Origin of the sequence: Kocuria soli (assembly GCF_003797835.1) — a bacterium.
GTDB lineage: Bacteria > Actinomycetota > Actinomycetes > Actinomycetales > Micrococcaceae > Kocuria > Kocuria soli.
Genome location: NZ_RKMF01000006.1, coordinates 83,913 through 98,076 on the forward strand (window position 1 = coordinate 83,913; position 14,164 = coordinate 98,076).

Sequence of the window (14,164 nt, forward strand, 5' to 3'; positions counted from 1 at the left end):
TTCCCGATGACAGGAGAACCAACACGTGACCGAAGTGTGGCCAGGGAACCCGTACCCCCTCGGGGCGACGTACGACGGGACCGGAACCAACTTTGCGCTCTTCAGCGAGGTTGCCGACAAGGTCGAACTGTGCCTGTTCGACGATGAGGACAACGAGACCCGCATCGAACTGACCGCCGTGGACGGCTACGTCTGGCACTGCTTCCTGCCGGAGGTCCAGCCCGGGCAGCGCTACGGCTACCGGGTTCACGGCCCATGGGACCCCGCCAACGGAAACCGCTGCAACCCCGCCAAGCTCCTCCTGGACCCCTACGCGAAGGCCGTGGACGGCTTTGTCCGTGAGTGGGGTCAGCCCCTGTTCTCCTACAACTTCGGTGACGAGGACTCCTTCAACCAGGACGACTCGGCCGAGCTGATGATGAAGGGCGTGGTGATCAACCCCTACTTCGACTGGGAAGGGGATCGGCCACCCAAGCAGCAGTACCACAAGTCGGTGATCTACGAAGCCCACGTCAAAGGCCTCACCGAACAACACCCCGAGGTCCCCGAGAACCTGCGCGGGACGTACGCGGGCGTGGCCCACCCCGCGGTGATCTCGCACCTCAAGAAGCTGGGCATCACGGCCATCGAGCTCATGCCGGTCCACGAGTTCGTCCAGGACTCCACGCTCCAGGAGAAGGGGCTGCGCAACTACTGGGGATACAACACGATCTCCTTCTTCGCCCCCCACCACGACTACGCGTCATCGAGCACCTTGGGGGGGCAGGTCCAGGAGTTCAAGGCGATGGTCCGTGCCCTGCACCGGGCCGAGATCGAAGTCATCCTGGACGTGGTCTACAACCACACCGCCGAGGGCAACCACATGGGTCCCACCCTCTCCATGCGGGGGATCGACAACCGGGCGTACTACCGCACGGTCGAGGACGACGCCAAGTACTACATGGACTACACGGGCACGGGGAACTCCCTGAACGTCCGACACCCGCACTCGCTGCAGCTCATCATGGACTCCCTGCGCTACTGGGTCACCGAGATGCACGTCGACGGGTTCCGTTTCGACCTGGCCTCCACCCTGGCGCGTGAGTTTTACGATGTCGACAAGCTCTCCACGTTCTTCGAACTGGTCCAGCAAGACCCGATCGTCTCCCAGGTCAAGCTGATCGCCGAGCCGTGGGACGTGGGCCCCGGTGGCTACCAGGTGGGTAACTTCCCTGCCCAGTGGACGGAGTGGAACGGCAAGTACCGCGACGTCTTGCGTGACTTCTGGCGCGGTGAGCCCTCCACTCTGGGGGAGTTCGCGTCCCGGATCACCGGTTCGGCGGACCTCTACGAGAACAGCGGCCGCCGCCCGTACGCGTCCATCAACTTCGTCACAGCACACGACGGTTTCACGCTGCGGGACCTGGTCTCCTACAACGAGAAGCACAACGACGCCAACGGTGAGGACGGCAACGACGGCGAGTCCCACAACCGATCCTGGAACTGCGGCGTCGAAGGTGCCACGGACGATCCCGAGGTGCTGGCTTGGCGTGCGCGCCAGCAGCGCAACTTCATCGCGACGCTCATGCTCTCCCAGGGCACACCCATGCTGTTGCACGGTGACGAACTGGGACGCACCCAGGGCGGCAACAACAACACCTACGCGCAGGACAACGAGATCTCCTGGATCAACTGGGAGAACGCGGACACCCCGCTCATGGAGTTCACCTCCGCGCTGATCCACCTGCGCCGCGACCACCCGACGTTCCGCCGCGGACAGTTCTTCGACGGGCGCCCAGTGGAGATGGGCGAGCTCGGCGAGGGTGACCCCATGCCGGACATCGTGTGGCTGGACAAGGACGGCACCCCGATGGCGCCGTCGGACTGGGACGAGCCTCTGGCCAGGACCCTTGGCATGTGGCTCAATGGTCACGGCATCGCGGGGGTCGACCGGCGTGGCCGTCCGATCACGGACGTGGACTTCATCGTCTGGTTCAACTCGTCCCCGGAGGACGTCGAGATCACGGTGCCCGCCGAGACCTACGGGGCCAAGTGGGAAGAGCTGCTGGACACCGCCGGTGAGCACGGCGACGGATCCGTGCTGGACCACTCCACATCCTTCACGCTCAAGGCCAAGTCCGTGGTGGTCCTGCGGCAGTACGAGGAACCGGAAGAGGAACCGGACGTGTCCGTCGCCGCCTCCGTGGCCGCGTACTCCGCCCAGGCACAGCCCGACGACTGACCCCGGTGGGTCGGCCCACGGGTCGACCCACCGAACGCCCACACCCGACAGGAGATTGCCCGACCGTGCGTACTCCCGCCTCGACCTACCGACTGCAGATCACCGAGAACTTCGACCTTGACGACGCGGCCGCTCAGATCGAGCACTTGCGGACCTTGGGGATCGACTGGCTCTACCTCTCGCCCGTCCTACGGGCCACGAAGGGGTCGACGCACGGGTACGACGTCGTGGACCCGACCCTGGTGGACCCGGACCGAGGCGGCAAGGAGGCCTTCGACCGGCTGTGCCGGGCCGCGCACGACGCCGGGATGGGTGTGCTCGTGGACGTTGTTCCCAACCACCAGGGTGTCGCCGAACCGCGGCAGAACCCGTGGTGGTGGGATCTGCTCCGGCAGGGCCAGGCCTCGTCCCACGCCGATGTTTTCGACGTGGACTGGGAGGCCTTCGACGGCAAGCTCATGATTCCCGTCCTGGGCGACGACACCGACGACGACGGCGCAACGGCCGCCGGGCAGTCGGAGAAGGCGCTCGCGGATCTGACGGTGCGCGTGGAGGACGGGGAGCCCGTCCTGGCCTACTGGGACAACGTCTATCCGCTGGCCGAGGGGACGTACACCCTGGACACGGCCGGTCAGATCGCGGATTCTCCGGCCGAGGTTCACGACCGCCAGCACTACCGGCTGGTCAACTGGCGTACGGGTGACCGGGGGCTGAACTACCGCCGGTTCTTCACCGTGACCACCCTGGCCGGTGTGCGGGTCGAGAATCCCGATGCGTTGCGGGAGTCCCACACCGAGATCAAGCGGTGGTTCGACGAGGAACTCGTGGACGGCCTGCGCATCGATCATCCCGACGGGCTGCGCGACCCCGGGCGCTACTTCACCGACCTCCAGGAGCTGACCGGCGGGGCGTACGTGCTGATCGAAAAGATCCTGGAACCCGGGGAGAAGCTGCCACACGAATGGCTGGAAACCGGCGCCACGGCGGGCACCACCGGGTACGACGCCTTGGGCACGGTGGACCGGCTCTTCGTCGACCCCGCTGGCGCCTATCCGCTGACCACGCTGGACGCGGCCTTGCGACAGGGTTCGACCGCCCAGGGCACCCAGGAGGGCAACTGGCCCCGCATGATCCACGGGACCAAGCGCGCCGTCGTGGATGGAGCCCTGCACGCCGAGGTCGAGCGACTGGCCCGGGAAGCCGAGACGGAACCCGCGCTGTCCGCTTTCTCCCACGGCCGCCTGGTGGATGCCTTGAGCGAAGTCCTCGCGAACTTCGAGGTCTACCGGACCTACCTGCCCGAGGGCGTGGAGCACCTGGAATCCGCTCTGCGCCGCGCGAGCGCTGCCCGACCTGACGTGGCCGAGGTCATCGAGGCGCTCGGCCCGATCCTGGGGGTGGGGACCGCAGAGAGCGATCTGACCCCCGTGGCCCGGCGGTTCCAGCAGACCTCCGGCATGGTCATGGCCAAGGGTGTTGAGGACGCGGCCTTCTACCGCTATTCCCGGTTGACCTCCTTGACCGAGGTCGGTGGCGACCCGTCGGTGTTCGCCGTCGAACCCGATCAGGCGCATGCGGAATTCGAACGGCGCCAGCGCGAGGAACCGCTCGCGATGACCACCCTGTCCACGCACGACACCAAACGCTCCGAGTCCGTCCGGGCCCGGATCAGCGTCCTGGCCGAAGCCGCCAAGGACTGGGCGTCCACCGTCTCTTACGTCGAGAAGCAGGCGGCCGCCGCCGGGATCGGACCCCTGGCGGACCGCACGCTCGTGAACCTGGTGCTCCAGGCCATGCTCGGGGCGTGGCCGATCGAGCGCGACCGCGCCGTCGAGTACGCACTCAAGGCCGCCCGCGAGGCGCAGACCGCGACGGCGTGGGTGGACGGCTCTGCGGAGTTCGAGGAGGAGCTCACCCGGTTCGTCGACGTCGTGCTCACGGAACCGTCCGTGCGTGGCGCCTTCGAGGGATTCGTGCGCCGGGTCGAACAGGCCGGTTACGTCAATGCCCTCGGCCAGAAACTCGTCCAGCTGACCATGCCCGGAGTCCCGGACGTGTACCAGGGGTCCGAGCAGTGGGCACCCGCCCTGGTGGACCCGGACAACCGGCGGCCCGTGGACCACGCACAGATCGCCCAGCGGCTGGCCGAGCTGGACAAGCGTCGCGACGATCCGGCAGTGCCGCGGGTCCACTCCGTCCCCGCTCTGGACGACACGGGTGACGCCAAGTTGCTGTTGGCCTCCCGGGCCCTGCGCCTGCGGCGCGATCATGCCGATCTGTTCACGGACTACACGCCGTTGACCGCCACCGGTTCCGCCGCCGAACACCTCTTCGCCTTCGACCGCGGCGGGGCCGTCTCCGTGGCCACCCGCCTGCCGCTGGGACTGGCCCGTGACGGCGGATGGGGCGACACCGTTCTGGAACTGCCCGCCGGCGCGTGGGTGGACGAACTCACCGGCGGACGGTTCGAAGGCACGGTCCGGGTCTCCGGACTCCTGGACCTGTTGCCGGTGGCACTGCTCCGCCGCGCCTGAGTGCGGCTGCGCCGACCTTCTCGCCGGGCCACCCGTACCGGATCCCCTTTACACCACGATCTTGAAAGCCTGATGATGAGCATTCCCAACACCGCCCGACCGGACAACGGCCGCGCCCATCTGGATCGCTTCGACCTCTTCGCCCCGCACGCGGCCGGCGTCGTCGTTCGGATCGATGGGGAGGAACTGGACATGGTCCCGGCCGAGACCCTCCCGGATCACCAGCCTCGCGGACTGGACCCCTCGCCGCGCTACACGCGGACCGAACGGGGCACGGCCGGTTGGTGGACTCTGCCGGATTCCGCTGCTGCGTCCGTCCCGTCCAGCACGGTCCGCTACGGCTACCTGCTGACCAAGACCAAGGACGAGGGGACGGACAAGGAACAACACTTCACGTCGGAGGTCCTGCCCGACCCGCGTTCGCCCCGCCAGCCTCAAGGCGTGCACGACCTGTCCTGCACCTTCGACCCCACCGAGTTCGAGTGGGGTGACGGGGACTGGACCGGGCGCCCCCTGGAAGGGGCCATCCTCTACGAACTGCACATCGGGACGTTCACGGAGGAAGGCACCTTCGACGCCGCGATCCAGCACCTGGACGACCTGGCCGAACTGGGCGTGGACACGATCGAACTGCTCCCGGTCAACGGCTTCAACGGCACCTACAACTGGGGCTACGACGGCGTGGCCTGGTACACGGTCCAGGAGGAGTACGGCGGGCCAGCCGGGTACCAGCGGTTCGTGGACGCCTGCCACTCACGCGGAATGGCCGTGGTGCAGGACGTGGTCTACAACCACCTGGGGCCCTCCGGGAACTACCTCCCGCAGTTCCTGGAGATCTTCACCGCCGGGAACTCGTCCTGGGGCGACCAGATCAACCTGGACGACTGGGGCTCCGACGGCGTGCGGGACCTGATCCTGGACAACGTGCGGATGTGGGTGGAGGACTACCACGTGGACGGCTTCCGCGTGGACGCCGTGCACGCGCTCAAGGACGAACGGGCCGTGCACATCCTGCAGGAGATGTCCCAGGTCGCCCACGAGACGGCCGCCCGGGCCGGGCGTTCGACGTACCTGATCGCGGAGTCCGACAAGAACGACCCCCGCATGATCCAACCCGTGGACCGGAACGGTCTGGGGATGGACGCGCAGTGGCTCGACGACTGGCATCACGCGGCGCACTGGGCGCTCACGGGCGAGGAACAGGGCTACTACGAGGACTTCGCGGGCCTGCACACGCTGGCCAAGAGCTACACGGCCGGTTACTACCACGACGGCACGTTCTCGACCTTCCGCGGGCGCTCCCACGGTCAGCCCGTGGACCCCGAGCACAACCGCCCCTGGCAGTTCGTCAGCTACATCATGAATCACGACCAGGTGGGCAACCGCGCTGCCGGTGACCGGTTCTCCCAGTACCTGACCGTGGACCAGCAGGTACTGGCCGCCGCGGTGCTGCTGACCCAGCCGTTCACCCCGATGGTGTTCATGGGGGAGGAGTGGGGTGCGTCCACCCCGTGGCCGTTCTTCACCTCCCACCCGGAGCCGGAACTCGCGGAGGCCGTGCGCACCGGACGCATCGGCGAATTCGCACGCATGGGCTGGAAGGAATCGGAGATCGCCGACCCGCAGGACCCGGAGACCTTCAGCTCCGCCGTGCTCAAGCACGACGAGCGCAACGGCGGCGGCCACGCCCGGGTCCACACCGCCTACCGGGAACTGATCGCCGTCCGGCGCTCGACCCCCGAGCTGACCGAGCAGGACTTCCGCTCGATCCGGGTCAGCGTGGACGAGGCCGCCAAGACCCTGGTGCTCTACCGGGGTGACCTGGCCCGACTCGAGGACGGCGAACCGCGTGAGGCAGTCAGCGGCGTGGCCGTGGCGTTCAACTTCGGCGACACCCCGACGTCCGTGGCAGTTGAACTGCCCACGTCGGCGCAGATGCTGTGGGCCGCCGCCCCGGTGCAGATGGCGCCCGGGGAGCTGGGTGGCGCCGTCGTCGAACTGCCCGCCTACGGAGCCGCAGTCCTGCGGGTCTGAACCGCCTCTCGACGGATCGGAGCCCGCGCGCCCCAAGGGGTGTGCGGGCTCTGTTCTGCGGTCGGGTTCTGCAGTCACGGGTGCAACTCCGCTCACTGCTGTGAGGTGGAGCACAGTTGATCCCCGAAAACCGTTGTATTTTTCAACGGTTATCCCTTAGCTTGTCGGTACCCGGGCGCAACTCCGTGCGTGTCGCCGAGAGGATCTGCCGTGCCCTCCACACCACGACGCATCACCACCACGCTGTTCGCCGCCGCGGCAGCGCTCATCCTCGCGGGCACTTCCGTGCCTGCCATGCCCGCAGCGGAAGCCACCGATGTCCCCGCGGGGGCCCAGCCCGGTGTCCTGCAGGACTGCGAGGCGCTGGCCGACTTCGCGTTCGAGAACACCGTGATCACCAGCGCCGAAACCGTGCCGAGCGGGGAACTCACCAACCGCGGTGAACCCATCGGCGAGCACTGCAAGGTCACCGGCCACATGAACGAACGGGTCAGCCCGGTCGATCAGCAGACCTACCGCATCGGATTCGAAATGCGCCTGCCCAAGGACTGGAACGGACGCTACCTCTACCAGGCCAACGGCGGGCTCGACGGCACAGTGGTCCCCGCCCTGGGCACCGTGGGAGGCGGTGAGAGCGGACTCCAGGTGGGGATGGCCGTCATCAGCTCCGACGCGGGCCACAGCTCCGCGCAGAACCCGACCTTCGGCGTCGACCCGCAGGCCCGGCTGGACTACGGCTACCAGGCCGTCGGTGCGCTGACGCCCACGGCCAAGTCACTGGTCGAAGCCGGGTACGGTCGCGGGCCGGACTACTCGTACATGACCGGCGGATCCAACGGCGGCCGTCACACCATGGTGGGAGCCTCCCGCTACGCCGATGAGTACGACGGCTTCCTGGCCGTGGCCCCGGGCTTCAACCTCCCGCAGGCTGCCGTGGCCCAGGTCTGGGGAGCCCAGCAGTGGGCCACCGTGGCCGACGGCACCGACCTGAAGACCGCGCTGACCCAGGACGAGCGTCAGGTGGTTGCCGATGCCATCCTGTCCCGCTGCGACCGACTCGACGGGCTCGAGGACGGCATGGTGCAGGCCTCAGAGCGGTGCAAGAAGGTCTTCCGCTTCGAACGCGACGTGCCAACCTGCGACGCCGAACGCGACGGCACCTGCCTGACCGCCGAGCAGAAGGACGTGGTGGCCAAGGTGTTCTCCGGGGCGGAGACCAGCACGGGGGAGTCGATCTACTCGTCCTTCCCCTATGACCCCGGACTGACACAGGCCGGGTGGGGGAACTGGAAGTTCGACGCCCCGCTGACCCGCGACTCCAGCGCCTACGGCTACATCTTCGGCACCCCGCCGGATGCCCCCGCACTGGAGACCCTGCCCGACTATGCCCTCAACCTGGACATCGACCAGGCGGCCCAGAGCATCTACCAGTCCGACGGGACCTACACCGAAAGCGCCATGGAGTTCATGACCCCGCCGGAGCTGGATCGTATGGATTCCCTCCAGGCCGAAGGTGGGAAGTTGATGGTCATCCACGGCGCTGCCGACGGCGTCTTCTCCGTCAATGACACGGCGTCCTGGTACGAGAGGCTGGACAAGGCCAACCAGAACAAGGCCGAGGACTTCGCCCGCTACTTCGAGGTTCCGGGCATGGGCCACGTCCGCGGCGGTGTGGCAACCGATCAGTACGACGCACTGGCCTCGCTGGTCGGCTGGGTCGAACAGGGATCCGCGCCCCAGCAGCTGACGGCCTGGGTGAACCCGGCCAACACCGAGCTGCCGGCGGACTGGTCCACCGAACGGTCCCGCCCGCTGTGCGTCTACCCCGCAACGGCTCGCTACCAGAGTGGGGACCCGGAGTCCGCCTCGAGCTTCCGCTGCACGGGGGACAAGCCGCAGAAGGCCGACCGCTGATCCCGGCTGCCGGTCCTGGGCCCTTGCCACGAGCACACGAACAAGTGGTGCCGTGAGGAGAACCCAGGACCGGCGCCTGGCGGCCACGGCCTGCGCGGGTGTGAAATGGAACCATGCTGATCTACGGAGAAGACACTCGCTGGACCCCGGCCGCCGACCGGTACGACAAGATGCCGTACCGGCGGCTGGGGCAGTCCGGCCTCAAACTGCCCGCGATCTCCCTCGGCCTGTGGCACAACTTCGGTGACGACAAGCCCCTGCAGTCGCAGAAGGAGATCCTGCGCCGGGCCTTCGACCTGGGTGTCACCCACTTCGACCTGGCGAACAACTACGGCCCTCCCAACGGGTCGGCCGAAGTCAATTTCGGGCGGATCCTGCGGGAGGACTTCGCGGGGCTGCGCCAGGAGCTGGTGATCTCATCCAAGGCCGGGTGGGACATGTGGCCGGGTCCCTACGGGTTCGGCGGTTCCCGCAAGTACCTGTTGGATTCGCTCGACCAGTCCCTGGAGCGCATGGGTCTGGACCGGGTGGACATCTTCTACCACCACCGCCCGGACCCGGAGACACCGCTCGAGGAAACCATGGGCGCGCTGGATCACATCGTGCGGTCGGGGCGAGCCGGCTACGTGGGGATTTCGTCCTACAGCGCCGATCTGACCGCGCGGGCGCAGCAGATCATGCGCGGTCTGGGGACACCCTTGATCATTCACCAGCCGTCGTACTCGATGCTCAACCGGTGGGTCGAGACGCCGTCGTCGAACTCCATGGGGCCCGCCCACGGGAAGAACCTGGTGCAGACGCTCACGGACCACGGGATGGGATCGATCGTGTTCACCCCGTTGGCCCAGGGGATGCTGACCGACAAGTACCTGGACGGTGTACCCGAGGACTCGCGCGCCGCGGCGTCGAAGTCCCTGAACCCCGAATGGCTGTCCGACCAGAACATCGAGCACATCCGTGGACTCAACGAGATTGCACAGGCCCGCGGACAATCCCTGGCCCAGATGGCGATCGCCTGGACCCTGCGGGAACAGGACGGCGGGCAGGTGACCTCCGCGTTGGTCGGGGCCTCCAAGGTGTCGCAGATCGAGGACTCCGTGGCGGCCGTCGAGAACCTGGAGTTCTCGGCCGAGGAACTGGCCCGCATCGACGAACTCGCCGTGGACGCGGGCGTCAACATCTGGTCGGCAGCAACGGAATCCACCGACTGACCCTCCGCCGAACCCTCGCGAAACTCGCGCATCACCCCCTGATGGGCGAGTTTCGCGAGGGTTCAGCGGCAGTGGAGGGCAGTTAGAGGCCCGCGCGGGCCAGGAGGTAGGCGGTCATCGGGGCGTAGGCGTTCGGGGGGACGTTGTCGTCCAGGGGCACGACGACGTCGATCACACCGCGCGCTTCACCCACGAACACCGCGGGGTCGTTGCAGTCGCCGACCGCGACGACCGAATACCCGCGGGTTCCCGCCGCGCCGGCCATGCCGTGATCCGTGACGACCAGATCGGGCAGCGGTGCGCTCGGATCAGCACGGTGGGCCGCTTCCAGCTGGTCCAGGACCAGGTCCATGGGCTCGGGCCGGTGCGTGTGCCGCAGGCCGCCGTACTGTTCGACCATCACGACGTCGCCCACGGCCCGGACATCACCCGTGTCCCAGGGGATCCCGCCGTCGATCGTGAGCACCTGAGCCCCCGCCTCCCGGGTGGCCTGGGCCATCGGCGCGTAGACCGCCGGCATCGCGGCCGGGTGGGCGGTCGCGAACAAGATGCGTCCGCGCTCGCGGACCACCCGCCCGAACACGTCCGCGTACCGCTCCAGCGCGGTGACGCACAATTCCGCGCTGATGGTGTCCTGACCCTGCTCGTGGGACCGATCGGGGCTGATGCCGACCTTGTCCACCATGAGTTCGAAGACCGAGTCCCAGGTGTCCTCCGGGCCGGCGGGAATGCCCATGTACTGGTGCTCGGAGCCGGCCAGGAAGTCGTGGATGTTGCGCAGGTTCGCTTCGCGCGGGGTGGCGACCTGTCCGGTGATGCGTGTGGCATCCAGATGGACCAGGAGCTCGGTACGGGTGGGGGCAGTCAGGTGAGGCGAAGACACGGGGCCAGCTTAGAACCCGCGGCCGTACGGGGATGAGGAACGGGTCACCGACGGGCCAGGTCCGGCTGTAAGCCAGGTCCCCTTCAACCCCGGTTCGCCTCACCAGGGGCCGTCGCCGACCGCAGGGCTTGGTAGAGCGCCGCGTGTGCCTCCGCGTTGGCCACCCACGAGAAGCCCCGGGCCCGCTCGGCGGCGAGGGCACCGCGACGTTCGAGTTCCGCGGGGTCCTCGGCAATCGCGACGAGCGCCTCCGCCCAGGTCTTCGGCGACCGGTCGGGCAGCAGCCAGCCGGTCTCGCCGTCGTCGACCGCGGCCCGCAGTCCGTCCACGTCCGTGGCGACCACGGGCGTCCCGCAGGCCTGGGCCTCCAGGGCCACCAACCCGAAGGTCTCCGACGACGACGGCACCGCGATCACGTCGGAGCTCCTGAAGCGCCGGGCAAGCTCCTCGACGGGAAGCGACCCCACGGTCTCCACGACGTGTCCCAGGCCGAGGCGTGCGACGCGTTCGTCGAGCTCCGCCGTGAACTCGGATGAACCGACCCCGGCCAACCAGAGCCGCGCGTCGAGCCCGGGGGCCGCCGCACGGACGAGCGCGAGGGCTTCGACCAGGATCTGCGGCCCCTTGAGCCGTTGCAGGCGACCGGCGAACCCGATGGTGAACGCGCCGTCGCGGGCGGCCGGACCACCGGGGCGGAACACCTCGACGTCCACGCCCGGCGGGATCACGCGGACCCGGTCGGGGTCGGCCGAATACAGGGAGGTGAGGTCGCGGGCTTCGGACGCGGTGTTGACCACCACCGCCTGCGACCGGTCGACGATGCGTTGTTCCCCGTCTTCGCGGATCTCCGGCTCGGGGTGCTCGTCGGTCCCTGCTCGCGCGTTCTTGGCCCGCGCCGTCGTATGGAAGGTCGTCACCGCGGGAATCTGCCATTCGGCCGCAAGATCCGTCGCGACCGCGGCCGAGAGCCAGTAGTGCCCGTGAACGACGTCGGGCACCACCAGGGCAAGGTCGGAATCCGAGTAGGCGCGGCGGAGAGCCTCCGTGATCGCGGGCAGCTCGCGGGGCAGTTCGTTCTTGCCGACCGCGGCGGTGCCGGGCAGGTGGACGGTGACCAGCCGGACCCCGGAGTCGAGGGTGGTCACCGTGATCGTGCGGTCCGGTTCCTGTTCGTTCGGATGCTCGCTCGCGCGCCACAGGGTCACCAGGTCCACCGGGTGGCCCAGCTGGACCAGGGATTCCGCGAGGTGTCGTACGTACACGTTCATGCCCCCGGCATCCCCTTGCCCGGGTTGCACGAGCGGCGAGGTGTGGAGGCATAGCAGCGCGATACGGGCCCCGGAGACATCGTGACCGATCGGCCGGGGGACAGTCGGTGTAGTCACACCCACACTGTAGGGGCACGCCCGTGGCCTGCGGACGCTCGGCCGCCCGGTGACACCGCCGCCCGGTGACACAATGGAGCGCGTGACCACCGACCTGCAGACATCATCACTTTCACGGACGGAAGCCCGGACGGATGCCCCGACGACGGCCCCCGCGCCGTCGTCGACGCCGCGGCCCCCGGCACGTCCCGAACGCTCCGCGGTGATCGACCTGGCGGCCATCCGACACAACGTCACGCACCTGAAGAGGCTGGCTGCTCCGGCCGCACTCATGGCCGTGGTCAAGGCGGACGCCTACGGTCACGGGGCCGTCCCCGTGGCCCGCGCCGCGCTCGAGGCCGGTGCCGACGCGTTGGGCGTGGCCCACGTGACGGAGGCGATGGCGCTGCGTGCCGCCGGCATCGACGCTCCGCTGCTGGCCTGGCTGCACACCGTGGACACGGACTTCGCCGCCGCGGTCGAGCACGACGTCGAACTCGCCGTGTCCGGGTGGGAACTGGAACCCATCGCGCAGGCCGCGGCCGCCGCGGGGCGGACCGCCCGCATCCACCTCAAGGTGGACACGGGGTTGGGGCGGAACGGGTTCACCATGCAGACGTGGCCCGCGGCCGTGCGCGCGGCGGCTACCGCCCAGGGGCGGGGGGACGTCGTCGTCGTAGGGATCATGACGCACCTGGGTGCCGCCGATGACCCCGGTGCCGCGGAGACGGAGGAGCAACTCACGGTCTTCGAACGCGCCGTGCAGCAGGCCAGGGAGGCTGGTCTGGATCCGAGCGTGCGTCACGTGGCGAACACCCCCGGGACCATCGACGCCGCCAACCTCCTGGATCCCGCGCGCATGCTCAACGACATGGTGCGGGTGGGTATCGGACTCTACGGAATCTCCCCGTTCGAGGACCGCACGGCGGAAGACCTCGGCCTGATCCCCGCCATGACGCTGCGCTCCACGGTCAGCAACGTCAAGGAGGTCCCCGCCGGTCAGGGCGTGTCCTACGGATTCCGGTACCGGACCCCCGAAGCGACCACGCTGGCCCTGGTCCCGCTGGGGTACGCCGACGGTGTGCCGCGCATCGGCACCGGCGGACCCGTGCACATCAATGGCGTGACCTACGCGGAGGTCGGGCGCGTGGCCATGGACCAGATCGTGGTGGATCTGGGGGAACCCGGACTGGCCACGGACACCGAGCGCAACCCGTTGGGGGCGGAAGCGGTTCTGTTCGGAGCCGACGACAACCCCTCCGTGCGCGAGTGGTCCAGGGCAGCCCAGACCATCGACTACGAAATCGTCACGCGGATCAGTCAGCGCGTGCCCCGTGAACACGTGGACACCGGCCGGGACGCAGCGCAGGCCCCCGGGTCTTCTGGGAACGCCGCCGAGACCCCAGAGGCCTGGAACCTCACCCTGCACCCGACCACCGCGCAGCAGACCCAGGAGATCGCCCGCAATCTTGCGGCGCACCTGCGGACCGGTGACCTGCTCGTCCTCACCGGTGAGCTGGGGGCGGGCAAGACCACCTTCACCCAGGGCCTCGGGGCGGGGCTCGGTGTCCGGGAGGGCATCATTTCACCGACGTTCGTCCTGGCCCGCCGCCACCCGAACGACGCCGAGGGGCCAAACCCGGGCGGTCCCGCCCTGGTGCACGTGGACGCCTACCGACTGGCCACCGCGGCGGAGGTCGACGACATCGACCTGGAGGAGACCTTGCCCACCGCCGTGACGGTCGTGGAGTGGGGGCTCGGAAAGGTCGAGCACCTGAGCGATTCTCGGCTCGAGATCACGATCGACCGCGGCGTCGGTGCCAAGGAGGAGGGGCAGGCACCCGATCTGGCCTCGGTCCTGGCCGACCTGGAAGCGGAGACCGACGACGGCGAGGACGAGCCCCGGACCGTGACCATCCGTGGCATCGGGCCGCGGTGGGTGGAAGCCGCTCCGCGGGATCTCTTGTAATTACACGCCCCTGGCCGCGGACGGCCCAGCGTCG

8 protein-coding genes are annotated in these 14,164 nt (G+C 68.6%); 6 read left to right on the forward strand and 2 right to left on the reverse strand.

Annotated features, from left to right (window positions below; translation table 11 throughout):
- Positions 1-25: 25 nt before the first annotated feature.
- The 5 genes from glgX to mgrA all read left to right on the forward strand — a co-directional run bounded on the left by glgX (position 26) and on the right by mgrA (position 9,914).
- Positions 26-2,221 carry a glycogen debranching protein GlgX gene (gene glgX, locus EDL96_RS06220; protein ID WP_123824938.1) on the forward strand — a complete coding sequence of 732 codons (2,196 nt, stop codon included), beginning with the start codon at positions 26-28 and terminating at the stop codon, positions 2,219-2,221.
- A gap of 65 nt (positions 2,222-2,286) precedes the next feature.
- The gene (gene treY / locus EDL96_RS06225) at positions 2,287-4,755 is read left to right on the forward strand and encodes a malto-oligosyltrehalose synthase (RefSeq protein ID WP_123824939.1); all 2,469 of its coding nucleotides are present in this window, start codon (positions 2,287-2,289) and stop codon (positions 4,753-4,755) included.
- Between the two features lie 75 nt (positions 4,756-4,830).
- Positions 4,831-6,789 carry a malto-oligosyltrehalose trehalohydrolase gene (gene treZ / locus EDL96_RS06230; protein ID WP_123824940.1) on the forward strand — a complete coding sequence of 653 codons (1,959 nt, stop codon included), beginning with the start codon at positions 4,831-4,833 and terminating at the stop codon, positions 6,787-6,789.
- Between the two features lie 210 nt (positions 6,790-6,999).
- Complete coding sequence (locus EDL96_RS06235) at positions 7,000-8,703, forward strand: tannase/feruloyl esterase family alpha/beta hydrolase (RefSeq protein WP_199732549.1); 1,704 nt, start codon at positions 7,000-7,002, stop codon at positions 8,701-8,703.
- A 113-nt stretch (positions 8,704-8,816) separates the two neighbouring features.
- Complete coding sequence (gene mgrA / locus EDL96_RS06240) at positions 8,817-9,914, forward strand: L-glyceraldehyde 3-phosphate reductase (protein WP_123824941.1); 1,098 nt, start codon at positions 8,817-8,819, stop codon at positions 9,912-9,914.
- A gap of 82 nt (positions 9,915-9,996) precedes the next feature.
- Here the strand turns inward: mgrA and EDL96_RS06245 are convergent, their stop codons facing one another.
- Positions 9,997-10,797: a phosphatase gene (locus EDL96_RS06245; protein WP_123824942.1), complete on the reverse strand. Its 801-nt coding sequence runs from the start codon at positions 10,795-10,797 to the stop codon at positions 9,997-9,999.
- An 83-nt stretch (positions 10,798-10,880) separates the two neighbouring features.
- Complete coding sequence (locus EDL96_RS06250; RefSeq protein WP_123824943.1) at positions 10,881-12,182, reverse strand: glycosyltransferase; 1,302 nt, start codon at positions 12,180-12,182, stop codon at positions 10,881-10,883.
- A gap of 82 nt (positions 12,183-12,264) precedes the next feature.
- Here EDL96_RS06250 and alr point away from each other — a divergent pair, with 82 nt between their 5' ends.
- Positions 12,265-14,130: an alanine racemase gene (alr, locus tag EDL96_RS06255; RefSeq protein WP_233568718.1), complete on the forward strand. Its 1,866-nt coding sequence runs from the start codon at positions 12,265-12,267 to the stop codon at positions 14,128-14,130.
- Positions 14,131-14,164 lie beyond the last annotated feature (34 nt).

Bases quoted from the DNA above. Each gene is read 5' to 3' on its own strand.
- treZ (WP_123824940.1), top strand. From the start codon at position 4,831: ATGAGCATTCCCAACACCGCCCGACCGGACAACGGCCGCGCCCATCTG.
- mgrA (WP_123824941.1), top strand. From the start codon at position 8,817: ATGCTGATCTACGGAGAAGACACTCGCTGGACCCCGGCCGCCGACCGG.